General features: G+C 34.7%; 16 protein-coding genes. 9 read left to right on the top strand and 7 right to left on the bottom strand.

All coding sequences use genetic code 11. The annotated features are described in order from the left end of the window. Nucleotides 1–35: 35 nt before the first annotated feature. From SOM12_RS21000 to SOM12_RS20980, 5 genes are all read right to left on the bottom strand, one after another. Nucleotides 36–3,038 (bottom strand): glycoside hydrolase domain-containing protein, encoded by a 3,003-nt coding sequence (locus SOM12_RS21000; RefSeq protein WP_320495283.1) that lies wholly within the window; start codon nt 3,036–3,038, stop codon nt 36–38. A gap of 37 nt (nt 3,039–3,075) precedes the next feature. Further along, nucleotides 3,076–4,071, bottom strand: a complete 996-nt coding sequence (locus SOM12_RS20995; protein WP_320495282.1) for a c-type cytochrome — start codon at nt 4,069–4,071, stop codon at nt 3,076–3,078. 12 nt (nt 4,072–4,083) lie between these two features. Further along, entirely contained in the window at nt 4,084–5,490 is a 1,407-nt protein-coding gene (locus SOM12_RS20990) for an aryl-sulfate sulfotransferase (protein WP_320495280.1), read from the bottom strand. A 99-nt stretch (nt 5,491–5,589) separates the two neighbouring features. Next, the gene (locus SOM12_RS20985) at nt 5,590–7,101 is read right to left on the bottom strand and encodes a RagB/SusD family nutrient uptake outer membrane protein (RefSeq protein WP_320495278.1); all 1,512 of its coding nucleotides are present in this window, start codon (nt 7,099–7,101) and stop codon (nt 5,590–5,592) included. Nucleotides 7,102–7,137: 36 nt separating this feature from the next. Further along, a complete protein-coding gene (locus SOM12_RS20980) occupies nt 7,138–10,236 on the bottom strand; it encodes a TonB-dependent receptor (protein WP_320495276.1) in 3,099 nt (1,032 codons plus the stop codon). A gap of 681 nt (nt 10,237–10,917) precedes the next feature. On the opposite strand from SOM12_RS20980, the gene SOM12_RS20975 reads away from it, so the two are divergent. Further along, nucleotides 10,918–11,553 carry a sugar-binding protein gene (locus tag SOM12_RS20975; RefSeq protein ID WP_095929920.1) on the top strand — a complete coding sequence of 212 codons (636 nt, stop codon included), beginning with the start codon at nt 10,918–10,920 and terminating at the stop codon, nt 11,551–11,553. Between the two features lie 529 nt (nt 11,554–12,082). On the opposite strand, the gene SOM12_RS20970 is transcribed toward SOM12_RS20975, so the two are convergent. Then, on the bottom strand, nt 12,083–13,123 hold the full coding sequence (locus SOM12_RS20970; protein WP_095929921.1) for a LacI family DNA-binding transcriptional regulator: 1,041 nt from the start codon (nt 13,121–13,123) through the stop codon (nt 12,083–12,085). 231 nt (nt 13,124–13,354) lie between these two features. On the opposite strand from SOM12_RS20970, the gene SOM12_RS20965 reads away from it, so the two are divergent. From SOM12_RS20965 to yidC, 7 genes are all read left to right on the top strand, one after another. Beyond that, the gene (locus SOM12_RS20965) at nt 13,355–14,446 is read left to right on the top strand and encodes a galactokinase family protein (protein WP_095929922.1); all 1,092 of its coding nucleotides are present in this window, start codon (nt 13,355–13,357) and stop codon (nt 14,444–14,446) included. 6 nt (nt 14,447–14,452) lie between these two features. Next, a complete protein-coding gene (locus SOM12_RS20960) occupies nt 14,453–15,334 on the top strand; it encodes a sugar phosphate nucleotidyltransferase (RefSeq protein WP_320495271.1) in 882 nt (293 codons plus the stop codon). Between the two features lie 165 nt (nt 15,335–15,499). Beyond that, nucleotides 15,500–16,879: a sugar MFS transporter gene (locus SOM12_RS20955; RefSeq protein ID WP_320495270.1), complete on the top strand. Its 1,380-nt coding sequence runs from the start codon at nt 15,500–15,502 to the stop codon at nt 16,877–16,879. Between the two features lie 24 nt (nt 16,880–16,903). Beyond that, the gene (nagB, locus tag SOM12_RS20950) at nt 16,904–18,832 is read left to right on the top strand and encodes a glucosamine-6-phosphate deaminase (protein WP_320495269.1); all 1,929 of its coding nucleotides are present in this window, start codon (nt 16,904–16,906) and stop codon (nt 18,830–18,832) included. A 384-nt stretch (nt 18,833–19,216) separates the two neighbouring features. Then, nucleotides 19,217–19,450: a DUF3820 family protein gene (locus tag SOM12_RS20945; protein WP_320495268.1), complete on the top strand. Its 234-nt coding sequence runs from the start codon at nt 19,217–19,219 to the stop codon at nt 19,448–19,450. 240 nt (nt 19,451–19,690) lie between these two features. Then, nucleotides 19,691–21,307 carry a CTP synthase gene (locus tag SOM12_RS20940; RefSeq protein WP_095929926.1) on the top strand — a complete coding sequence of 539 codons (1,617 nt, stop codon included), beginning with the start codon at nt 19,691–19,693 and terminating at the stop codon, nt 21,305–21,307. A gap of 79 nt (nt 21,308–21,386) precedes the next feature. After that, nucleotides 21,387–23,303 carry a membrane protein insertase YidC gene (gene yidC, locus SOM12_RS20935; protein WP_320495267.1) on the top strand — a complete coding sequence of 639 codons (1,917 nt, stop codon included), beginning with the start codon at nt 21,387–21,389 and terminating at the stop codon, nt 23,301–23,303. Between the two features lie 71 nt (nt 23,304–23,374). On the opposite strand, the gene SOM12_RS20930 is transcribed toward yidC, so the two are convergent. Beyond that, nucleotides 23,375–24,352 (bottom strand): fasciclin domain-containing protein, encoded by a 978-nt coding sequence (locus SOM12_RS20930; RefSeq protein WP_320495266.1) that lies wholly within the window; start codon nt 24,350–24,352, stop codon nt 23,375–23,377. Nucleotides 24,353–24,649: 297 nt separating this feature from the next. On the opposite strand from SOM12_RS20930, the gene SOM12_RS20925 reads away from it, so the two are divergent. Then, on the top strand, nt 24,650–25,360 hold the full coding sequence (locus SOM12_RS20925) for a hypothetical protein (protein WP_320495265.1): 711 nt from the start codon (nt 24,650–24,652) through the stop codon (nt 25,358–25,360). Nucleotides 25,361–25,371 lie beyond the last annotated feature (11 nt).

The following is a 25,371-nucleotide window of genomic DNA, read 5'->3' as shown; positions in this document are numbered from 1 at the left end:
TCTGTGTAATCTGTGGCATTAAATTTTAGTTGTATTTACTTCACAATCAATAACCATCCTTTTCCTTTAGGAACAGTTATTTCGTCTTTTGTTGTGAATGTTTTTGCAGGCTGGAAATTGGTAACTTCTGGAGCACTAATAGTTGCTTTTGCAGGATTGATTCCTAGTTTTTTCCAGTCAATATTTAGTTTCACATTTACATCAGCATCTGCCCAGCTTGCGATTGAAATTAAAGCCGTTCCGTTCTTTTTGTAAACTGTTGCTAGAACTTTGTCGTTGTTTGTTTTTACAGGACAGTTTTCGCTCCAATATCCAATCATTTCAGAACCTTTAATTCCGAAAGAATCCCAAACTTTCCAGATATTTCTCGGATCTGCACCATCGCTCCAAGGCAATCTGTTTGTCATTCCGTAAACCATTCCTCTCCACGGATTTCCACCATCCTGAAGCATTTCTCCCATTAATCCAAACGGAATTCCGCTTACCTCAGTCAAGAAAAAGTCAGGCTGATTTTTCTCGTAATCAAAATATTCTCCAAACCATAATTTATTGATGTACGGAAAGTGCTCCATGTATAAATTAGCGCTATTGTTGAAACCGTCGCTTTTATTGTATTGATTTGCACTATGTAAATCGATAATTCCAGGGTGGCCATCTTTGGTTAAAACTCTTTTGATACGTTTCATCGTGATTCTGTCGAAAGCAACGTCATCTAAATAAATTCCATCTATACCCACGTTTTGAGTCAGCCAATTCATTCCTTCCACATAATAATTATGCCAACGGTTCATACCGCTATTTACAATTGCGGCATCTTTAATTTCAGGAACAAACCAAGCAGCGATATAATCATCGCCAACGTGTTCTTGAAGCCAAGAGAAACCGCCACCTTTTCCTGGAGAATAGATTTCGTGACCTAAACTTCTAAGAGCGAAAGTCTCATAAGCTTTGTTAGAAACCTCTCTAATCGTATTATAGATTTTTACTTTTAAACCTTTTTCATGTGCTTCATCGATATACGTTTTCATCTTTTTAAATTCGATAAAAGGATAATTGATATACGGATTGATTGCATTTGCGTGGTGAATATTGATTACCGTTGCGCCAGTTTTAGCAATAGAATCGATCGGACTGTATTTGTGGTAAAACTTCGTATCCCATTGAAAATCGGTATTGATGGTGTGGAATGGCGTAATTAATAAGTTGAAGTTATAGTACAAAACATCACCTTTTTTCATTGTTCTAGCTCCGCTGTACGCATTTACTAGAACCGATTTTTGGTTTGGTGTAATCGTAATTCCACCTTTATTTTCGTTACCCCAAGAAGTTGGCAATAGCAAAGGTTTTTGCAAATAGAAATTCGTGTTTAACGGACGGCTGTATTTTTCGTCTCTTAAAGAAAACTGCAATCCAGAGTTTACTGCACCAATCCAAGCGCCGTCTTGGTTTTTATGTGCTACATCCCATTTCCAGTCAAAAGTTGCAGGGCGATCTCCACCTTTTTGACCTAATCCCATCATGTATTTTGCAGATGTTGGCTGCATTGGCATTTGGAAATTAATGTCGTTAAAGGTAACGTCTTCAAGAGCCGTAACTTTTACAATATAATGTACAAAACCGTCAAATTCAACAGAAGCGTTAACATCCATTTGAACCGATTTTGAAGTCGAAGTGCTTTCCCAAGAAACTGTTCCCGCTTCTTTTTTAGTGAATTTTACACCGCTGTTTTTCCATTGCGCTTCTTTTCCAGATGCATCAACAAAATGAAAATCAAGTGGAGAACTTAAAATATCATTTGCTTTTGTTGTTACAGAAGTCATTTCTGGAGTAAAGAACGTCTGAATTTGTGCTGGGAATCCGTTTGGAGCTACAATTAGTTTTCTTCCTAATAATGAAATTTCAGAGTTGTTTACGGTTAATGGAGTATAAGGAGCAATAACCTTATTTTCTTGCGCTAAAGTTGAGTTTAACCATTTTAGACGCGTCATTTTTTCAGGACTGTCGATGCCTCCGTTTTTTGTAACTTCATTAGAAACCGTAATTTGAAGGCTGATTTCTTTTGATTTTCCGTCAGAAGTTACAGTTGCTTTTCCGTTGTACGTTCCAGCAGCTGCAGTTTGCGGAACATCGATACCGCACCACATTGCCTGAATTTTTCCTTTTGAAACTGAAACAGTATTTGTAAAAGGATTTCCGTCATATTTTGTTCCGTCAGTATTGATACAACTAATGTCTTTCGCTTCTATAGTTGCTCCAGTTGTACTAACTAAGTTGGTAAAAGATACTTTTACATTTTTTAAATCTTCAAGAGCGTAAACGCCTAATTGAAAAGCTAAATATTCGCCTTTCATTGCCGTATCAGAAAAGCTGTTTTGAACGCCTTTCTGAATCCATCTTTGCGGTAAATCTGATTTTAATTTGATAGAATGTTCTCTGTCTTCTGGGAAAACCAAGAAAGAATTTCCGCTGTTTTTTGCCACAAGAGCAGAAGTTTCAGAAGCTGTAGCAATTACTTCCATTGGGTAAAAACTATTGAAAGCATTTACGCTCTGAATTTCTGTTACAGTAGCATTGTCTTTTAAGTTTGCTTTTACATTAGAAAGCCATTTTGCATCGGCTTTGTTTTCTGGTTTCTGATAAATTCCTTTTGGGTAATTTGCCGTTCCTTCATCAACATAAGGCATATAATAAACGTAGTATGTTCCCTTTCCAGAAATGGGTTCAAAGAAAATAGTTCCGTTTTCTCTATTGATATTTTCGGTTTTTATGTTCTGAATTTCTTTTCCAGACGCATCCTGAACGATAATTTTTTTAAGTTCCGGATTTGTATCTCTTCTACGCCATTCGATCGTTGTTTTAGCAACATTTCCTGAGCCAGAAAAAGCAATTACAGCGCGGTGATTTCCTAATTGATTCGGATTCCAGCTGTCATTTCCGTCTGAATATTTAATTTGTGCAGTTAGAGGAATGCTGATCGTGATAAAACACATTATCAATATTCTGCTTAAAAGCGTTGTGTTGTTTAGGTTTAGTTTCATTGTATTGTATAATCAGGTTAAATAGTATATTTTGAGTTTAGTAAACGGCTTTCCATCCTTGTTTTTTCCAATAAGCTATAATAGGTTTGTAAGGCCCATATTTATGCTGTTCTTCAGAGAAATTATCGTTAAACGGACTGTGTGCATAATCGATAGGTTTGCCCATTTTATCTGGATAATCAAATGTTTTAGGATTTGGTCTGGTATGAATTTTATCATCATTTACATAAGCTGCAATGTCAAGTGCTTGCTTGTCTGTAAGATATGGTTTTCCAAGCAGTACTTTATCATAAGGCATATTGCTTTTTAACCATTGCGCTTGTTTGATTACACGGTGCATGCTTGAACCTGGCTGATAACCGTATTGTCCCCAAAGTGGCGGGTATGTGTAACCTGATTTGTCGGCATTGTAAACTCCTTCACCATTGTTTCCGTGGCATCTCGCGCAGTTTTCAGCAAATAAAACTTTTCCTCTTTCTGGACTTGCGGCAACATCTGGAAATTCGATTTCTAAATTTTTAGCTCCTTTAAAATTACCATCTTTTGGTACAAATTTGCTAATCCATTTGAAATAAGATAAAAACGCCACCATTTCTTTACTGTCCAACGGAAGCGGTTTTCCAGAATGCGGGCGCATAATGCAGTTATTAACTCTTTCTGCTAGTGTAAGCACCTTGTTTTCGCGTCCGCGATATTGTGGATAGTTATCATGTGAAGACATCAAATTGAACGCATGAGGTTTTGTTCCTGCATCTTGATGACAGTTGGTACAGTTCATTTTATTGCCTAAATATTGTCCGTTCTTTCCGTTTGGACCAATATAATAAGCGGTTTTCATCATTAATTCTCTTCCGTAACGAACCGATTCTCCAAATTGATCGTCAGGAATTTTAGAGGTGTCGATTGTGATATAGCCTTCATCTTCTTCTTCAGTAACTTTTGAAGCCAAAGTTTGAGAATTTGATTTGGTACAGGAATTGAAAACAGCCATGGTCAATGCTGAAAAAAGTCCGATAAGAATTGTTTTTTTCATGGTTACTATTTTTTAATTTAGAAGAAAAGGTTTCAATTTTTCTTCAGGAATAAAGATGGTTCTGTATGGTGGAATTTCAGATTCTAAAGCCCATAACAGAACTCCTTTTTTATTGGTTAAAACGGTAATATGTCTTTTAGAACAACAAACCAAAAAGAGGTCTTTATTGATCATATAAGCGCTTCCCATTCTGTCGTTGTAAATATCTTTTGGTAGTTTGATATGAAAATCAAGTTTTACATCATTATTTTTTTCGTCCACTTTTAAGGCAAAAACCGAAGATTGTTTGATATCGACACCATTATCAAAAAACAATAAACTTCCTTCTTGATCAATATGTGCGGCATGCGCCTGAGAGAAATTGGTATCTGGAGCCATTTTCATTGTGCCGCCTTTTCCTAATTTCCAGATTACTTTTCCTGTTTTCGAATTGATTTTCCAAATCTGACCATTATTATAGAATGAGATTAAAAAATTTCCATCTTTATCATAGCTCAAACTATTGGCATGCGTCCAGTCCTTTTTGGTTTTCAGTAGATCTTTATCTTTAAACGGATCTAAGTCATCAAAAACACTCCATTTCCAAAGCTGTTTTCCTTTTTTATTTAAGATGATAATTCCGTCTCCGTTGATGGTATCTTGTTTTTTTCCTCCAATAGAAGTTAAATCAATTATTTTTTGCTCGACAGTTAAAGCGACAATTTCGTCAGCCGATTTTTTGATGATTTCGTGATGAAGAACCTGCTTTAAATCACCTTGTCGTTTTTTGATGTGGGTTAAAGTATCGCCTTGAAGATTAATTTCTAGAATTTCGCTTCCATAACTTGTAGGTTCGTCATTTGTTCCTAAAATAGATAGAATGGTTTGTTCTTTTGTAAAATGCGTAACTTTAAATCCAGTTCCTTCAAGCGTATGATACCATCTTAAATTTCCTTTGTAATCTACAATGTAAGCCGTTCCGGGAGTTTCTCTTTTCGCTAAAAGCAGAAAGCCTTTTTTGAAATTTTCTGGCAATAATTCTGGTTTCGGACAATTGGCTTTAAATTGTTTTTGTAGCCATTCTGGAAGTTTTCTAGATTTGAAAGTATAAACTTTACTGGTTTGTTTATTACCGTTTTGAACCGTTATTAATTGAAAACTATAATTGGTTTCAGGAGTTATGTTGCAAAGTACCAACGAGTGTTTAAGGCCAGATTTTGAAATAGGAGAGATTGTTTTACTTTGATTCCCTTTTTTGTCCGACCAATATTCTGCATATACCTGTGCTTGGTCATTCGTAATAACATCGATCTGAATTTTCAATTCGTTGTTGCCATGAGTGCCAATATTGATATTGGAGATAATTTGGTTGTTAGAACAACTTGCCAATGCAAGCAGGACTAAAATAAAACTTCCTTTTTGTATTAATTTTTTGATCATCTGAAAAGCTTCTTTTGTGAAACAGAAAAGTACTTTTATTGTTATAAAAAATCAAGAACAGACAGACATTTAACTGTCTGTTCTTGATTTAGATATTCTTTATTGTCTGTCGGCGTTGCTTAAGTTCGGATTAAGGTCTACCTGACTTTGCGGATAGGTGTAATATTTGTTTTGCGGCATTTTGATTAAAGCGGCCTCACCAACTCTAAGGTGGTATGCATTTACCAAAACATCATATTTGTTCATTCTGATTAGATCTGAACGGCGTTTTCCTTCGTAGAAAAGCTCCCAACCTCTTTCTTGTAAAATAGCATCTCTCAAACTAGTCTGCGTATGATCTGATAAAACTAGAAGTTTAGCATGTGATCTTCCTTTTACTTGGTTGATAAGATCTATCGCTTCTTGAGTTGGTCCGCTGATTTCGTTTAATGCTTCAGCTCTGCTCAATAAAACATCAGCATAACGAAGTATATTTACACTATGACCATCATAATAAGTAGTGGTTTCGTCGTCAGCATATTTTTTTGTAGAAACGTCTTGCATGTAGAATTCCCCAGCTGGTGGTTGAGCTCCCAATGAAGGTGCTTGTTTATGAAGAAGACCATCTGTACCCATAAATTCTGGGAAGAAGCATTGTTTTCTTTCATCTTCATCACCAAAAGTGTTGTAGAAATCCCAGTTTACAGTATAATACTGCCATCTGTTCTGAACAACAGGATGATCAACAGGACCAAAATGGTTTAATAATTCCGTTCCGTTTGTGTTGGCGTCACTCAAAGAAGAGAAGATATTTTCGCTGCACCATTTGTTACTTTCTTTAAACAAACCTAAGTAAGAAGGATAAAGCTGGTATTCGTTTAAATCCATTACTTGTTTAGTTAGCGTTGCTACTTTTTGCCAGTCGTGGCTTCTTAAGTATAATTTAGCCAATAGCGTAAGAGCAGCGCCTTTTGTAGCACGTCCTACATCATTTGTGCCATAAATTTCATTGTTTTTGTAATTAAGAGGAAGAACATCAGCAGCTTCAGTCAATTCTTTAATAATGAAAGCATCAATTTCTTCTACAGATGACGGCGGAGTTTGTTCTAAATACCCAGGATTTCCAAGGTTGGCTTCGGTAATCAAAATTACTGGCCCCCAAGAATCTGTCAAATCCATGTAAGCAGAACATCTTAAGAATTTAGCTTCTGCAATAAATTGTGCTTTTTCAGCAGCTGTAATACCGCCCATTGGTGTAATGTTGAAAATTGCATTGTTGGCATTGGCAATCAATTTATACATCGCGTTCCAGTCTTCTCTCAAAAGACCGTTTGCAGAATTCCAAGTTCCTAATGATAATTGTCCCGGATCTCCTCCAAATTGGCAATGTCCTAAATCTGTAGCAATATCTGTTAGAGCAAAGTGTCTTGTAGCCCAATACGAGAAGTTATCGCCTACAGATGGTCCTTTTAGCCTTCCATAAATGGAATTGATAGCCGCAATAGCATCCGATTTTGTCTGATACCCATTGGTATTAGTCAAACTGCTATATACCGTAGGATCCAAATCTTGGTTGCACGAAAACTGTGTCCCAGCGGTAAGTAAAAGTAATAAGATTGTATATTTTTTCATTTTAATCAATTTAATGTTACTATAAAGCATTTTAGACTAGTGAATTGCGACTTTAATTCCAAGTATAAAAGTTCTTGAAGCTGGGAATGAGTTAAAGTCGATTCCGCCACCAATATTTTGTGCAGTAGCACTAGTGGTATGGCCATTTACCTCAGGGTCATTTCCAGAATAGTTTGTGATCGTTAGTAAATTTTGTCCGATAGCATATAATCTGATGCTGTCAATAAATTTCACTGTTTTTAGAGCACTTTCAGGAATCGTATATCCGATAGAAACATTTTTCAGACGCAAGTAAGAAGCTTCTTCAACAAATTTAGAATTCACATAACTTCCGTAAGTACTTTTGTAATAGCCATCTCTAGGAATATCTGTATTTTCATTTTTTCCAGCAACCCAACGGTTTAGTGCATCTGTGCTTGTAGAAGACTCACCAACCATTTTAGTCATATTGTAAACTGAATAGTCAAAAGCGCCTTGGAAAAAGATATTCATGTCAAAGTTTCTATATCTAAAATCGTTATTAAAACCAGCTACATAGTGCGGAATAGAGTTTCCTAGATACGTTCTATCTTTTGCTGTAATTTGACCGTCACCATCAACGTCTACATATTTAGGATCTCCAGGAGCAGATAATGGCTGAGGAGCATAAGTTTCTCCAGTTTTGATAACCCCTGCATATATATAACCATACAAAACTCCCATTTCTTTTCCTGGCTCCAATCTTGTAAATTCCTGACCAGAAACTGTTCCACTTGGATTAGAAGTGTTCGAACTGATGATTTTTACATTATCTGCAAGAGATACTACTTCTTGTTTGTTATATGCTAGATTTAATGAAGTTGTCCAAGTAAATTTATCATTTCTAAAGTTTGTGGTGCTTATTCCAAGTTCAACACCTTGGTTATCAATAACCCCTGCATTAACTCTCTGAGTGCCAAATCCCCACCATCCTCCAACAGGAACATTTAAAAGAGCATCTGTCGTTCTTTTTTTGTAATAATCGAATGTAATAGAAAGTTTGTCATTAAATAACCCCAAATCTAAACCAATATCCGTTTGAGCAGTTTGTTCCCATTTTAGATTTGGGTTAGCTAAGTTTGCTGGTTCTGTTCCTGCAACAAATTCATCTGGTGCAATAGTTACACCCCAAGAAGATAAACGGCTCATATAAGAGTAGTCTCCAATACCATCACTACCTGTAATACCATAACTCGCTCTCAACTTAAGTTCAGAAATTGCTTTTACGTTTTGCATAAAAGATTCGTTAGAGATTTTCCAGGCAACAGCTCCAGAAGGAAAAATACCGAATCTGTTGTTTGGTCCAAAACGAGAAGAACCGTCTTTTCTAATTGTAAAAGTGGCTAAGTATTTATCGTTGAACGCATAATTTAACCTTCCAAAATAAGAAGTCAATTTCGTTTCTGTTTTTTCTGTTTCAGGTTTTAAATACACTGAAGCTCCTTGCAAATTGTAATAAGTCAATAAATCACTTGAGAAACCTGTACCAGCTGCTCTTACTCTCTCAAATGTGTCTTTTTGGTTCGAAGTACCAATCATTGCTGTTATAGCATGTTTTTCTTTGATATCAAATTTATAAGTCAAATACTGTTCTGTACTCCATCTGAAATACGTTATGTTTTCCTCAGAACCAGAACCTTTCAAGGCTGCTCCAGCTACTAAAGTACTAGGAGTATATTTTCCTTGAATGTTTTCCTGCCATTCTGCACCCGCACCAAAGTGATACGTTAAACCTTTAATGATCTGATAATCTAAAAACATGTTTCCGTTTACCAATCTATTGATTGTATGATCTGTAGGCTCAAGTAAAAGTGCTAAAGCATTATCCTTTCCTTGAAATTTATAATACGAACCATCTGCATTGTAAATCGGAATAGCTGGAGGAGCAGTCTGTATAGAGAACATCGGAGATAAGATATTATCACCAAAATCACTATTATTTCCTTCAGCAACAGCACCATAAGCATTCATTCCCATGTTTAGCTTATCATTGAATTTCTTTTCTGCACCCATTCTCACACTATATCTTTCAAAATCAGTGTTTACGATAGCTCCAGTTTGTTTTAAATAGTTTCCAGAAAGAAAGAATTTTGAAGTTTGGTCGCTTCCGCTAAAAGTAAGCGTTCTGTTAAGCACTTCACCAGTACGAGTTGCAGCGTCAAACCAGTTGGTATTGGCAACAGGAAAGCTAGAAGGGAAAAGTGGAGGTCTTCCGTTTTCAGCATTTAGAGCATTCTGATAATTGGCATATTGCTGTCCAGTCATTAAAGATGGCTCTTTTATGATGTTTTGAAAACCATCAGAAATCTCAGCTTCCATATTCATTTTTCCCGCTTTTCCTTTTTTAGTAGTAATCAAAATTACCCCATTTCCTCCACGAGCACCGTAGATTGCTGTAGAAGCCGCATCTTTAAGGATTTGAATGTTTTCAATGTCGTTTGGACTAATAGAACCTCCAGTACTGGTAATGAATCCGTCGACTACGTATAGCGGAGCATTAGAGGTATTAATTGAGTTCCCACCTCTAATTACAACCTGAGGATTTGTTCCTGGCGCATAACTGTTTTGCTGCACCTGTACTCCAGAAGCACGTCCTTGAAGAGCTTGTCCAACGTTTGCAACCGTTCCGCCTAAGTTTAAATTGTCTTTGCTAAGAGAACTCACAGAACCTGTAAGGTCTTTTTTCTTAGACTTTCCGTATCCAATTACTACTTCTTCTAGTTTTTGTCCTGCTTCTTTCATGACAATTTTTAGAGGCGCGCTTCCAATACTTACTTCTTGGTCTTCCATACCAATGAAAGTAATTACCAATTTTGTTGCATTATCTGGAACTGTAATAGCAAAAGTTCCGTCAACATCCGTCTGAACACCTTTTGTAGTGCCTTTAACCACAACATTTGCTCCTGGAAGAGGCAAACCGTTTTGATCTGTAACAGTACCTTTTACTGTTTTTTCAAAATACAGCGCGGTTTTATTTTTATCTGAAGTATTTATAGAAGAAGCTGCAGAAGCTTGAAATGTAAAAACTAATAACGAGAGAACCGTTATTCCGATTTCTTTGCGGGATAAATTGTTAATCCGAAAATCTCTTGGCTTTTTTTGGGTTAATAATTTCATACTTTAAATTGGTTTTGGTTAATGTTTAATTGTTTTTTTTTCTTGTTTGTAGGTTTTAGATTTCTTTTTTGATCGTGGAATTCATTTTGTTTTTTTTAGTTACGTGTTGATTAAATTGTTTTCTATGCAAATAAGAGGTTTTGCTTTTGCGCTAAACACGGCTTGTTTAGTTCTATTTTCTTCTTTTTTAAAGGTTAAAAATCGCCCCGATTTTTGCATAATTAACTTAGTTTTAAGATTAATCTCTGACGAAACTAGAGATTATATTTTTATAAAACAAGAAAAAACACAAAAAATGTGCTCGAACACACAAAATTTATGTTCTCGAGCACATAAAATTGTGCGAATCGTTTTTTTTGACTTAAATTGCTGTGATATTTTTAAAATAGTTTGGAAAAAACAGTAGGTGTGATATTGGCGTTTTTTTGAATTTTAAATAAGGATTTATTAAAAACTTATGAATTTCGCAACCACTAAGCGAAAAACGTAAAAATTAAGCAGTCTTTTCTTATGCTGAAAAAGAAGTGATTTTTAGTTTTAATTATGAATTCGCTTTGTTTTTTAATTCGATTTTTGAACTATATTGGTCAACAATAAAAAGGCCGAAATCGCGAAATGAATTAATGGTCATTTTGACCTTTTTTGAAAATGAAAAATTAACAGATTTTAAGAAGAAGAATTTTGAAAGAATACCACGTAGAAATAATCGATAAAAGTCAAAAAAACGCAAGCGAAATTATGGATCCTGTTTTTTGGAAAAAAGCAAATTGTTTAACCGATTTTACTTCGCCATGGAATAATCATCCTGTCTTAAAGATTGAATTTCGTGCGCTTTGGGATTTAGATTATTTATATTTTAATTTTCAAGTTTTTGATTCAGAGATTTATATTGATAGAAAAGACAATTCCACAGACAGTATTTGTAATTCGGATAGAGTAGAGCTGTTTTTTAGAAAAAATGAAAAACTAAGTCCGTATTATTGTTTGGAAATGGATGTAGATGCGCGTATTTTGGATTTTGAAGCTTATCCGAATTGGAATTTTGATTACAATTGGAAATGGCCAGAAAAACAGTTGGAAATACAGTCGGTAAAAGGACAAAAATCGTTTACGGTTGCGGGATCAATTAGTATTGCGTCTTTAAAAGAATTGGATTTAATTCATGATAATATTATCGAAGCTGGAGTTTACCGAGCTAAATTTTCTAAAGATGAAAGCGGAAATTACGAACCAACTTGGATTACGTGGGTAGATCCTAATACCGCAGAACCGAATTTTCATATTCCTTCTTCTTTTGGGAAGTTTATCTTGAAGTAAAGTTTGCTGCAAAGGCACAAAGTTTTTTTGCTTTTTTATTTGAATCTCGCAAAGTCGCAGAGGCGCAAAGTTTTTTTTAAGGGAAAATCTAATTTGAATTGTCTCCAGCTAAAGCTGGAGTTTGAATAGAGTAAAGAAATGGCTCTAGCCTAAATTATTATGTTTGGCTAAAGCTTTAAAAGGATTTTTTTGAATCTATTTTCAAACATAGCCCGTGGTCTCAACCACAGGAACACAATTAAGAAATCTGCGATCTTGGTTGAAGCCTCTACTATATCTCAATATGATTAAATTAAGAAAAAAAACAGCCCGCAGATTTAGCAGATTCAGCAGATTTTTTACTCATTTTTTCTGCGTAAATCTGCAAAATCTGCGAGAGACTAAAAAAAAGCAAGTCCTTGGCTTAATGGTATTAAGCCGAGTCAGGATACGACAAAAGTATTGAAAGTATAAAAAAGACTTTGCGCCTCTGCGACTTTGCGAGATTCAAAAAAAACTTCGTGCCTTAGCGTCTTAGTGGCAAACCACATTAGCTAACGTAAAAAGAAGCATTCTCTACATTGATAATATCAATAGGAAGCAAAATAGTTTCCGGAATGTCTTTTCTAAAGATAAAGTGATCTGCCAAAGTGCTTACACCTAAATAAGCTTGTCTTTTTTGATTTTGATGGATTAAGAAGTGAACCAATCCTTGATTTAAAAAACTAACATTTTTATCAATTAAATCATAGCCAATCAAAGCGATCTTTTTGTCTGTTACGTTTGAAAGTGTAGAGGCAATTTGGTAAGCTTTTGAAGTGGTAATGAAAATGCCACTTAAATCTGGATTTTCATTTATGAAAGCTGGTAGCTTAGTTTCAATGTTGGAATATTTCAGTTTTAAAGTGGTTAAAGAGAAATTAGAAAGGTTTTTTTCTTCAAAATAACTTCTAAAGCCGCGTTCTTTTTCCTGCATGTGAACAGCATTTTTAAGACTTTCATCAATATGTATAATCGCAATTTGCCCTTTTGGAAGAATCAGATTCATTAAACTAGCGGCAACACGGCCGCTTTTGTATAAATCTTGTCCCACAAAACTTTTAATAGAAGAGGATTCTACCTGGTTATTGAAAGTGTTAACCATAATCCCTAATTCGTCATATTGATTTATGATTTCGATGGTTTCCTTATGAAAAAGTGGAGTCAATAAAACAGCATCTGGCGATTGCGATATAATAGTTTCATTTGTCTTTAAAAAAGATTTGGTGCTTTCTGGATTAAAGTAATGTATTTCTATAACAACATTGTAAGCTTTAAATTCTGTAATGGCATCCTGAATTCCGTTAACACAAGGAAGCCAGTACGGGTCAAAAACAGGATCTGGAAGTAAAACGCAAATACGGTATACTTTGGTGCTTTTCAGATTTCGTGCAATTAAGTTGGGCTCGTAATCAATAACATTCAAAACTTCATTGATTTTTTCGAGTGCAGCAGGAGATACTTTTCCTCTATTGTGCAGCACACGGTCTACAGTTCCTTTAGAAACTCCAGCCATTTGTGCTATATCCTTAATTGTGTACTTTTTGTCCATATAGACAAATATAAAAACTTTGAGTTAATAAACGCATTTTTTGTGTAAGAATTAATAAATGTGCTCGAGAACATAAAAATAGTGTGTTCGAGCACATTTTTATATTTTTTCTTGTTTTATAAAAATATAATCTCTAGTTTCGTGAAATAAAAACCGAAAAACTAAAATAAATCTATAACCAAATAATGCTTTAATTTATTGAAATAAAGTATTTTAATACAAAGTGTTTAAGTGAAAAAAATTACCTCATTAGCTCCCGGCCGAACCTGTCTTTTTGGAGATCATCAAGATTATTTAGGGTTGCCTGTTATAGCCTGTGCGATAGATCGAAATATTAAATTAATTGCAAAAGAAAATCAGGCCAAAACTTTTGTTCTGAATATGGTTGATATTAATGAAATTAGAGTTGTCGATATATACGAGGCTTTCGAAAAATTAGAACCGAGAGATTATTTTGCATCTGCTTTGCGAGTATTGCGAAGATATGGCTGTGAACCTAAATCGGGTTACGATATTACAATTACTGGAGATATTCCGATTAATTCGGGAACATCGAGTTCGTCGGCTTTGCTGATGGCTTGGATTCGTTTCCTGATAGAAGCTTTCGGAATTGATCAAGAAGTTACGCCTGAATTTCTTTCTAAATTAGGTTACGAATCTGAAGTTGTAGAACACGGAGAACCTGGCGGAATGATGGATCATTTTAGTATTGGCGTTGGAAATATCGTTTATATTAATACCAGAAAACCGTTTTCTTTTAATGTAATAGGAACGGGGTTAAAAGGTTTAATTACTGGAGTTTCAGGTGTTCCAAAAGAAACTATTGGATTGCTTGGCGAATTAAAAGGAAATGCTTTAATGGCAATTGATATTGTGAAGCAAAACTATCCGCAGTTTGACTTGAATTCATCTGAAATAGAGGATTTGGATAAATATAGAAATTGTCTTCCAGATCGTCTAATTCCGTTTTTTGAAGCAGCCATTAGAAATTATTATTTTACCAAAGAAGCTTTAAAGGAATTTGAAAAACCAGTTTTAGATCTTAAAAAAATAGGTGCTTTAATGAATGGGCATCATGAAATTTTACGCGATTTGCTGAAAATAACCGTTCCAAGAATTGATGCAATGATTAATGCGGCCTTAAAAGCAGGTGCATACGGAGCAAAAATTGTGGGTTCTGGCGGTGGCGGAAGCATTGTGGTGATCGCTGATCCAAAAAATGAAGATGGGGTTATTAAGGCGATTTTACACGCAGGAGCACAAGAAGCTTATGCGGTAAATGTTGATCCGGGAGTACGAATTATTGATAATATTGAAAATTAAAATAAAATGCACGACAATTTAGTGATTCTAGCTGGTGGAGCTTCTTCTCGTATGAAAAAAGAAGCGGTTACCAATAATCTTTCTCCTGAAGAAATTGCGCAGGCCAACGAAAGAAGTAAAGGTTTAATAGGGGTTGGCGCAAGCGGAAGACCGCTGTTGGATTATCTTTTGTGGAATGCAAAAAAAGCAGGCTATAAAAACATTTATATTATAATAGGTGAGCAGGGAGAATTGTTTAAAGAGTTTTACGGAAGTAAAATGAAGGATAATGATTTTCATGGATTGAACATCTCATTTGCGATTCAATATATTCCTGAAGGAAGAGTGAAGCCTTTTGGAACTGCAGACGCTTTGTTTCAGGCAGTAGAGCAATATCCAGAATTGAATTCGCAGTTTTATTCGGTTTGTAATAGCGATAATTTGTATTCGGCTGAAGCATTGCGTGCTTTAAGAGAAACTGAAAGTCCGAATGCTTTTATTAGTTACGATCGCGATGCAATGGATTTTCCGCTGGAGCGTATTTCTCGTTTTGCAATTGCAAAATTAGATGCAAATAATCAGCTTTTGGATATTTTAGAAAAGCCTTCAGAAGAGGATTTGGAACAATATAAAGATGCAGAAGGAAAGATCCGTGTGAGTATGAATGCTTTTAAGTTTAATGGCAAGACTTTATATATACATCTTAAAAATTGCCCGGTGCATCCAGAGCGTGATGAGAAGGAGCTTCCAACTGTGCTTTTGAACTCCGTTAAAGAAAATCCGAATACAACGATCGGAATTCCGTTTTCGGAGCATGTTCCAGACCTAACAGCCAAAGAAGATATTGCCGATGTAAAAACATATTTGGCAAAATATTACCCTGATTTAAACTGGAATAGCAAAAATTAACAAAACTTTCATATCTAAATTAGAGAATAAGGAAATTTAATGTAGTACTTTTGTTTTGCAAAAAAAATGCAGATATTTGCATAAATTACGCAATCAATAATGTGAGAGTTGATTCTAATTTAGATTTTGAATTAAATAAATCTATAAACTAATCAACCAAAAATTATGACAAACATTCAAAGTACATTACAGATAGAGAAAAAAAGTGCCATTGTTCCGATGGTAATTTTAACCTTATTGTTTTTTATTCTAGGATTCGTAACGTGGCTTAACGGACCACTAATTCCGTTTTTTGAATTAGCCTGCGAACTAACTTCTTCGCAAGCTTATTTTGTGACTTTCGCATTTTATATTGCCTACTTCGTAATGGCAGTTCCTTCTTCTTATATTATTGAAAAAGTGGGATATAAAAACGGAATTTCTTTAGGGTTGCTAATTATTGCCGCAGGAGCTTTTATGTTTTATCCAGCGGCTTCTAGTCGTACCTTTCTTTTATTTTTATTAGCCTTATTTGTAATGGGAACTGGCTTGGCGGTTTTACAGACAGCATCAAATCCGTATGTTGTTGTAATTGGTCCAAGAGAAAGTGCAGCTGCAAGAATCAGTGTTTTAGGAATTGCAAATAAACTAGCTGGATTTGTAGCGCCAATCGTTCTTACGGTTTTGGTTTTGTCTAATATGCAGGACTTTACCGCAGACAAAATTGCTGCGATGGATGAAGTTGCAAAAACTACAGCGTTAAATTCTCTTGCTTTGCAATTACAAACGCCGTATCTTTATATGGGGTTGATTATTACTGTTTTAGCTTTGATGGTGAAATTTTCTCCTCTTCCAGAAATTGATTTGGATGAAGAGGGAAATGTTTCGAATCTAAGTGTTTTTCAACAGATTAAAAATGCATTTAAATATCCGCAGCTTGTTTTAGGAGTAATTACTTTAATGCTGTATTTGTCTGTCGAAGTTTTGGCAGGAGATTCTATTGGAGCTTTCGGAAAACAACTTGGAGTTTATGGTGAAGAAGGGAATTTCTATCTTAAACTAACCTCATTTACCATGTCGGCAATGGTTATCGGATACGTTCTTGGAATAGTATTGATTCCTAAATATCTTTCTCAGGTCACTGCTTTAAAAGTGTCAGGAATATTGGGCTTGATGCTGGTTTTGGCAATTGTTTTGATTTCGCCAAAAATAATGATTGCATTTCCTGGAACTCCAAATATACCATTGGTGATACTTTTAGTAGCGCTTTTAGGATTGGCAAATGCATTGTGCTGGCCAGCAATTTGGCCAATGGCTTTGCAGGATTTAGGAGGTTACACCAAGATTGGTAGTGCTATTTTGATTATGGGAATTATCGGTGGAGCAGTTTTTCCACTGTTTTACGGAATGATTACTGAAAGTATCAATTCTGCAAATATTGCAAAAAATATGCAAGGTGTTTCAAAAAGCGGTAATCAGTTGGCGTATTTAATGTTATTACCTTCTTATGCAATGATTTTGTTTTATGCTGTAAAAGGGCATAAGTACAGGAAATGGAATAGTTGAACAAAAATAAAAAATTAATATATCATGTTAAAAAGTAAAATCGACAAAGCAACAGGTTTCGAAAAACGATTCGAAAACATTAATACAGTTGTTTTTGAAAACTCAACAGATGCTTCAAAAGAAGTAGCGCAAGAAATTGCAGCATTAATCAAAGAAAAAGAAAAAGAAGGAAAGCCATGTATTCTTGGTTTGGCAACAGGTTCTTCTCCAAAAGGATTATATGCCGAATTAGTGCGTCTGCACAAAGAAGAAGGTTTGAGTTTTAAAAATGTAATCAGTTTTAACTTGGATGAATATTATCCAATGGAACCCAATTCAATCAATAGTTATGTTCGTTTCATGAAAGAGCTTTTGTTTGATCATGTCGATATTTTACCTGAAAACGCCCACGTTCCAGACGGACTTTTAACAAAAGAACAAATTGCAGATTATTGCCACGAATATGAAGCTAAAATTGAAGCTTTAGGCGGAATCGATCTTCAGATTCTTGGAATTGGAGGAAACGGACACATCGGATTTAATGAGTCTGGTTCGCTTCAAAACTCTAAAACTCGTTTAGTGGCTTTAGATCATATTACAAGAGTTGCGGCAAGTAAAGATTTCTTTGGTTTAAATAATACGCCAAGAACTGCAATTACACTTGGGGTTAAAAAAATCATGGAAGCAAAAAGAGTAATCTTATTGGCTTGGGGAGAAGGAAAAGCAAACATTGTAAAAAGATCTGTTGAGGACGAAGTTACAAACCGAGTTCCAGCTTCATTTTTGCAAGAGCATAATAATGCTGTTTTTATCTTAGACAAAGAAGCTTCTTCAAAACTAACTAGAATCAACAAGCCTTGGTTGGTGGAGAAAATCGTTTGGACAGATAAATTAACTCGTAAAGCAGTTTTAGGATTGGCATTAGATCTTAAAAAGCCAATTTTAATGCTTACTGATGCAGATTATATCGAAAACGGTATGAGTGATTTGTTGGCAGATTCTGGTCCAGCTTACGATACTAACATTAAGATATTTAATAAATTACAAAATACAATTACAGGTTGGCCAGGTGGAAAACCAAATGCAGACGACTCAAATCGTCCCGAAAGAGCGGAGCCAGCTAAAAAACGTGTGTTGATTTTCAGTCCGCACCCAGATGATGATATTATCAGTATGGGAGGAACTTTCATGCGTTTGCAAGAGCAAGGACATGAAGTGCACGTTGCTTATCAAACATCTGGAAACATTGCCGTAGCTGATGATGAAGCGCTTCGTTTTGCAAGATTTGTGATTGATTACAACGAGAAATTTGGAATCAAAAGCGCTGAGGCAGATAGTATTTACAAAAAGGCAGAAGCATTCTTGCAGAACAAAAAGAACAGCGAAATTGATATTCCAGAAGTTCGTTACATTAAAGGTTTAATCAGAAAAGGAGAGGCGAGAGCTACAAGTCATTTTGTTGGTCTTCCAGATGAGCAGATTCACTTTATGGAATTGCCATTCTATGAAACAGGTACAATCGAGAAAAAACCAATTGGACCAGAAGATGTTCAGTTGACAGTTGATTTAATTGAGAAAATTAAACCACACCAGATTTACGCAGCGGGAGATTTAGCAGATCCACACGGAACTCACAAAGTTTGTTTGGATGCGATTTTTGAGGCAGTAAAAGTTTTAAAACCAAAAGAGTTCATGAACGATTGTTGGTTATGGTTATACCGTGGAGCTTGGCAAGAATGGGGAATTGATGAGGTTGAGATGGCTGTTCCAATGAGTCCAGATCAGGTTCTAGAAAAACGTCACGGAATCTTCAAGCACCAATCTCAAAAAGATGGAGTTGTTTTCCAAGGAACAGATGCAAGAGAGTTCTGGCAGAGAGCAGAAGACAGAAACCGCGAAACAGCAGAATTGTATCACCAATTAGGTTTAGCAACGTATGCTGCAATGGAAGCTTTCGTGAGATGGCACTACTAAGATGCTAAGGTTCTGAGATTCTAAGATTCTAAGTTTTTTTTAGCGTTTTTAGAAATTAGTAATAAGTCTTAAATGATATTTTTGAAGCAGGAAGAGGGAACGCAAATAAGTTCTTTTTTCTTGCTTCTTTTTTTAAAGATGCTAAGGTTCTAAGTTTTTTTTAAGATGCTAAGGCTGTTAGTTTTCTAGTCTTTGATTTAGTAATCTGTGAGAATCCTTTTAATCTGTGGTTTTAGTTTTTATGTTCGGTTTTATTTAATTGTAAACTGCGACTGAAAACTATTTTTTAATCTGTGGTAAATAAATAATAGCTTTGCAACTAATTGAAGCAAGAAGAAAGCATTGGTCTTTCATCTTGCTTCTTTTTTCTACAACAAAAAACTTATGGATCAAGACAAAAAACAACTCATAAAATTAGCGCACACCAAAATGCCTTTCGGGAAATACGAGGGGAAATTTTTAATTGATTTACCTGAGTATTATGTGGTTTGGTATCATAATAAAGGATTTCCAAAAGGAGAGCTTGGTCAGCAATTGCAGCTTATTTATGAATTGAAATTGAATGGTTTAGAAGAATTAATTCGAAATATTAAGAAGCAATATCCCAAGCCAATATAATATGCTTTTTATGATTATGGGATTTTTATATAATTAGATGAAATTTTCATTATAATGACTGAAAATCTTTTAAATAATAGATAAAAATTAATATATAGGAAGGTTTTCTTTTGATTTGAAAAAGCTAAAAAATCAGCATTCTAAAATTCTAAAAATCTAAGAAGTCTATTGTATAAATTGTCTAATTAAATTTGTACTTTTGCCAAGTTTTTTACACAACTACTTACAAACAACAACAGAATGAATCAAACAAAATATATTTTTGTTACAGGAGGTGTGACCTCTTCATTAGGAAAAGGGATTATCGCGGCATCTTTGGCAAAATTGTTACAAGGAAGAGGATATCGCACGACTATTCAAAAATTTGATCCATATATTAACGTAGATCCGGGGACACTAAACCCGTATGAGCACGGAGAATGTTATGTGACAGATGATGGAGCTGAAACAGACTTAGACTTAGGGCACTACGAGCGTTTCTTGAACGTTCCTACTTCTCAGGCTAATAACGTTACTACAGGAAGAGTTTATCTTTCGGTTATTGAAAAAGAAAGAAGAGGAGAGTTTTTAGGAAAAACGGTTCAGGTTGTTCCTCATATTACAAACGAAATCAAAGACAGAATGCAATTGCTAGGTAAATCTGGCGACTATGATATTGTAATTACTGAAATTGGTGGTACTGTTGGTGATATCGAATCTTTACCTTATATAGAATCTGTTCGTCAATTAGTTTGGGAGTTAGGTGAAAATAACGGAATCGTGATTCATTTAACATTAGTTCCATATTTGGCAGCTGCAGGTGAATTGAAAACAAAACCAACTCAGCACTCTGTTAAAACTTTAATGGAGAGCGGTATTAAAGCAGATATTTTGGTTTGTAGAACGGAGCACGAATTGTCTCAGGAATTGCGCCAGAAATTAGCTTTATTCTGTAATGTTAAGAAAGAAGCAGTTATTCAGTCAATTGATGCTTCTACTATATATGAAGTTCCAAATTTAATGCTTGAAGAAGGATTAGATGTTGTGGCTTTAAAGAAATTAGATTTACCTAAAAAAGCATCTCCAGATCTTAAAAACTGGAATACTTTCTTAAAAAGATTAAAAAATCCAAAACAAACTGTAAACATTGGTTTAGTTGGAAAATATGTAGAAATGCAGGATTGTTACAAATCTATTTTGGAGGCATTCATTCATGCAGGAGCTGCAAACGAAACAAAAGTAAACGTAATTTCTATTCACTCAGAGCATATTAATGCTGATAATGTGGAAGAAAAATTAGGTTCTCTTGACGGAGTTTTAGTTGCTCCAGGTTTTGGTGAAAGAGGTATTGAAGGAAAAATCGAAGCAGTTCGTTTTGTGCGTGAAAACAACATTCCTTTCTTCGGAATTTGTTTAGGAATGCAAATGTCTGTTATCGAATATTCTAGAAATATTTTAGGTTACGCTGATGCGAATTCTACAGAGATGAACGATAAAACGCCTCATCCAGTTGTGAATTTAATGGAAGAACAGAAAAATGTAACCGATAAAGGAGGAACAATGCGTTTAGGTGCTTGGAAATGTGATATTAAACCAAACACTTTAGCACACAGAATTTACGGAGAAAAAACTATTTCGGAGCGTCACCGCCACCGTTATGAGTATAACAATAAATATGCTGATGAATTGCAAAAAGCAGGTTTAAAGGCTTCTGGAGTTAATCCTGATACAGGTTTAGTGGAAATCGTTGAGCTTGAAAATCACCCATTTTTTATCGGTGTTCAATACCATCCAGAATACAAAAGCACGGTTGCAAATCCGCACCCAATCTTTGTAAACTTTGTGGCTGCTGCAGTAAATGCGCATAAAAAACAGTAATTAATATTTTGAGAAGTTTGTAACTTTTGAGATAAACTCAGTACTAATAGACTTCAACGAATAACTTTTTTAAATTATAATGGAAGAAAAAAAATTAGACCTCAATTCAATCATTGGTTTTGTACTGATATTCGGAATTTTGATTTGGATAATGTATCAAAATCAGCCTTCTGAAAAAGAAATCGCTGCTGAAAAAGCCAAGAAAGAATTAGTTGCTAAACAAGAAGCACAATCAAAAGCAGATAAAGCTAAAACTGCGTCATTACCAGCTGCAGCTGTAACTCCTGGAGATACAGTTCAATTGGCTCAATTGCAAAAAACTTTAGGAGGATTTGCTTATTCTGCAACACTTCCTTCTGCAAAAGAAGCTTTTACTACAATCGAAAATGAAAAATTAAAATTAAAGATTGCTAATAAAGGTGGTTATATTGTTGAAGCTACTTTAAAAGAATTCGAAAGATTAAAAAAAGGTTCTGGACAGTTAGTTGAGTTAATCAAAAATAACAACTCAAATTTAAATTTACAGCTTCTTACTACAGATAATAGAACATTAAATTCTAAAGATTTGTATTTCGAGCCAACATTAGAGAAAATTGGTGCAGACCAAGTTTTATCTATGCGTTTGAAAGCTGGAGCTAATGAATTTTTAGAGTACAAATATGTTTTAAAACCAAACGATTATTTAGTTGGTTTTGATATCCGTTCTCAAGGATTAAACAGAGTTTTAAATTCTGCAAAACCAATTGATTTGCAATGGGATTTAAAAACATATAGAAATGAGAAAAGTGTAGCTTACGAAAACCGTTATGCACAAATTGATTTCAAATACAACGAATCAAAATACAATAACGTTAGTTCGCACGGACAAGGAAAAGAAGAAACTCCTGAAAAAGTAAGTTATATAGCTTTTAAACAGCATTTCTTTACGACTATTTTATCTACAGAAAAACCTTTTGAAACTTCAAAGTTACAATCTGATGATTTAGTTAAAGACGAAAAAATTGATACTGTTTTTACCAAACAGTTTAGAGCTAATTTGCCTTTAGCGTTTTCAAACGGAGAGATCGATTACAAAATGAATTTGTACATGGGTCCTGCAGATTATAAAACATTAAAGGCTTACGATAAAAACTTCGAAAAAATTATTCCATTAGGATGGGGGATTTTTGGATGGATCAACAAATGGATTTTCATTCCATTATTCGGGTTCTTAAGTTCGACAATGGGATTGTCGTTAGGTATCGCAATCATTATTTTTACAATTATCATCAAATTGGCCATGTCGCCAATTACGTATAAATCATTCTTGTCTCAGGCTAAAATGAAAGTTTTAAGACCTGATATTGCTGAGTTGGGAGAGAAATTCAAAAAAGACCCAATGAAGAAACAACAGGAAACAATGAAACTGTACAACAAAGCAGGTGTAAACCCAATGGCAGGATGTATTCCGGCATTGATTCAGTTGCCATTTATGTACGCATCGTTCCAGTTTTTCCCTGCGGCATTTGAATTAAGACAAAAAAGTTTCCTTTGGGCAGACGATTTATCATCTTTTGACTCTGTTGTAAAATTACCATTTACTATTCCGATGTACGGAGATCACATTAGTTTGTTTCCAATCTTGGCTGCAATTGCGATTTTCTTCTACATGAAAATGACTTCTGGAGATCAGCAAATGGCAGCTCCTCAGCAGGAAGGTATGCCAGATATGGCAAAAATGATGAAAATCATGATTTATGTTTCACCATTAATGATGTTAATTTTCTTCAATAACTACGGTTCAGGATTGAGTTTGTATAACTTTATTTCAAACTTAATTACAATCGGAATCATGTTTGTAATCAAGAATTATATTGTAGACAGTGATAAAATTCACGCTCAGATTCAAGAAAACAAACAAAGAGAGCCTAAAAAGCCAAGTAAGTTCCAACAGCGTCTTCAAGAAGTAATGGAACAACAGGAAGCAGCAAAATCTCAGAATAAGAAAAAGAAATAATTCTTTATAAATAAAAACAAAAAACCGTCTCGTTAAAAGCGAGACGGTTTTTTATTTGCAATTAGTTGTATTTAAAACTTAGGCAATAAAACCTTATCAATAGCATGGATTATACCGTTTGAACATTGAACATCTGTTACAATAATATTACTCACTCTATTATTGGTGTCCGTAATTTTTGCGCCCCCAGTAAGACCAATTGTGAAACTTTGACTCGCAAAAGTATTAACCACCTGTCCGTTTGTTAAAGAACTCGATTGTACATTCGCACCAGCAACTACGTGATATTTTAGGGTAGTTTCTAAAACATTAGCAGGAATCGCAGAAAGACCAGAAAATCCAGTTTCAGTTAAGAAGCTTGCAAATGCAGCATTTGTGGGTGCAAAAACAGTAAAAGGTGAATTTGCAGTTCCAGATAATATTCCAACAAAACCAGATGCAGAGTTGTAGCTCAATGCTGTTACAAGAGTGGTGAAATTTTTGTTAGCCACAGCATGGTTAACAATAGTAGGTAATCCTATTACACCATCAACCAAATGAATAACGCCATTTGAAGCTTCAATATCTGCAGTTGTTACTGTTGCACCACCGTTTGCTTTTCCGCCGTTAATATCAACTCCTGTGTTTTTTTCAAGATACATGCTTATAGTGTTTGAAGCCGAAGCATTTCCTTTGGCCAGAGTTTTTACATATCCGGTAGTAATCTCGCTAGATTTTACTTTTGTGCTTAAAACGTGGTTGAGTAGTATTTCTTTTAAAGCAGCAACAGGAACTGCGTTAAGATTAGCATAACCGTTTGCAGAGAGAAAAGCGCTAAAAGCTTTATTATTTGGCGCAAATACTGTATAAGAGCCAGAAGAGTTCAATGTAGCAGCTAGATCTGCTTTTTCTAAAGCAGCAACTAAACTGCTAAGATCAGGATTTGCTTTCGCAATAGATAGAATCGTTTGTGAGGTCTGTTGCGAGTCATCGTCATCATTATTACATGAAATGCTGACGAAAGCAATTAATGCTAAAAAAGCAATTAATTTAATTTTGAATGTTTTCATAATATAGTTTTTAGTTTGTTAGGCTAAATTATGAGTTTTTGTTTAACTTTATTTACATAATGTTAAACAAAAGTTATATTCATTACATGTTTTACTTGCGTTATTTGTTGTTTTTATAGTGTTGATTTTTAGTTTTTTATGTTGGTTTAGTTCTGGTTTTATTATTCGTAGGTCTAAATTTTGTTTAACAAAATTTTAAATAGTATTTAAGACTTTAAAAATCGGTAAAAAAGTAAAATTGGTTATACTTTTGCAATAATAAAACACGCTTTTTAATGTTATAAAGAAAAACAGTTTATGAAAAAAATTTGGATTTTATTTCTAATTACTACAGCAGCTTTTTCTCAAGAAACCAATAAAGTTGACGCGGCTGGAAAAAAAGACGGACTTTGGAAAGGGACTTATGCTGAATCTAAACGACCTCGCTACGAAGGAAATTTTGATCATGGAAAGGAAACTGGTGTTTTTAAATTTTTTGATGATACTAAAAAAGGTGATGTCTTAGCAACAAGAGATTTTAGTGCCAATGATGGAAGTTCGTATACTGTCTTTTTTGATCAAAATAAAAACAAAGTAAGCGAAGGAAAAGAGATAGGAAAAGCTCGCGAAGGGGAATGGAAATATTACCATAAAGCTTCTAAAGTTTTAATGGCGGTTGAGAATTATAAAAATGGAAAATTAGAAGGTTTAAAAACTGTTTATTATCCCAATGCGCAAATTGCGGAAGAGATGACTTATAAAAATGGTTTAAAGGAAGGGCCCTATAAAAAAATAGGGCAGGACGGAACGCTTCTTGAAGAATCGAACTTTGTAAATAATGAATACAATGGTGCAGCTGTTTTTTATGATTCAGATAAGTCTGTTGCTTCTAAAGGAAAGTTTATAAATGGTAAAAAAGCTGGAATCTGGCAGTTTTACCAAAAAGGAAAATTAGTGAAGGAAGTAAATATGAGCGATCCTAAAAACACGAATAAAGCTTCTGAAAAAGGACCAGCGCCAAAAAAATAATAGTTTGAAAA

This window comes from Flavobacterium sp. CFBP9031, assembly GCF_034044945.1.
Classification (GTDB): domain Bacteria; phylum Bacteroidota; class Bacteroidia; order Flavobacteriales; family Flavobacteriaceae; genus Flavobacterium.
The sequence above is the reverse complement of the archived record's forward strand: the minus strand, read 5'-3'. Positions and strand labels throughout refer to the sequence as shown.

What these genes read in the sequence shown, in the direction of transcription:
- SOM12_RS21000 (WP_320495283.1), bottom strand. Translation starts at nt 3,038, where the DNA reads ATGAAACTAAACCTAAACAACACAACGCTTTTAAGCAGAATATTGATA.
- SOM12_RS20995 (WP_320495282.1), bottom strand. Translation starts at nt 4,071, where the DNA reads ATGAAAAAAACAATTCTTATCGGACTTTTTTCAGCATTGACCATGGCT.
- SOM12_RS20990 (WP_320495280.1), bottom strand. Translation starts at nt 5,490, where the DNA reads ATGATCAAAAAATTAATACAAAAAGGAAGTTTTATTTTAGTCCTGCTT.
- SOM12_RS20985 (WP_320495278.1), bottom strand. Translation starts at nt 7,101, where the DNA reads ATGAAAAAATATACAATCTTATTACTTTTACTTACCGCTGGGACACAG.
- SOM12_RS20980 (WP_320495276.1), bottom strand. Translation starts at nt 10,236, where the DNA reads ATGAAATTATTAACCCAAAAAAAGCCAAGAGATTTTCGGATTAACAAT.
- SOM12_RS20970 (WP_095929921.1), bottom strand. Translation starts at nt 13,123, where the DNA reads ATGGACAAAAAGTACACAATTAAGGATATAGCACAAATGGCTGGAGTT.
- SOM12_RS20960 (WP_320495271.1), top strand. Translation starts at nt 14,453, where the DNA reads ATGCACGACAATTTAGTGATTCTAGCTGGTGGAGCTTCTTCTCGTATG.
- SOM12_RS20955 (WP_320495270.1), top strand. Translation starts at nt 15,500, where the DNA reads ATGACAAACATTCAAAGTACATTACAGATAGAGAAAAAAAGTGCCATT.
- nagB (WP_320495269.1), top strand. Translation starts at nt 16,904, where the DNA reads ATGTTAAAAAGTAAAATCGACAAAGCAACAGGTTTCGAAAAACGATTC.
- SOM12_RS20945 (WP_320495268.1), top strand. Translation starts at nt 19,217, where the DNA reads ATGGATCAAGACAAAAAACAACTCATAAAATTAGCGCACACCAAAATG.
- SOM12_RS20940 (WP_095929926.1), top strand. Translation starts at nt 19,691, where the DNA reads ATGAATCAAACAAAATATATTTTTGTTACAGGAGGTGTGACCTCTTCA.
- yidC (WP_320495267.1), top strand. Translation starts at nt 21,387, where the DNA reads ATGGAAGAAAAAAAATTAGACCTCAATTCAATCATTGGTTTTGTACTG.
- SOM12_RS20930 (WP_320495266.1), bottom strand. Translation starts at nt 24,352, where the DNA reads ATGAAAACATTCAAAATTAAATTAATTGCTTTTTTAGCATTAATTGCT.
- SOM12_RS20925 (WP_320495265.1), top strand. Translation starts at nt 24,650, where the DNA reads ATGAAAAAAATTTGGATTTTATTTCTAATTACTACAGCAGCTTTTTCT.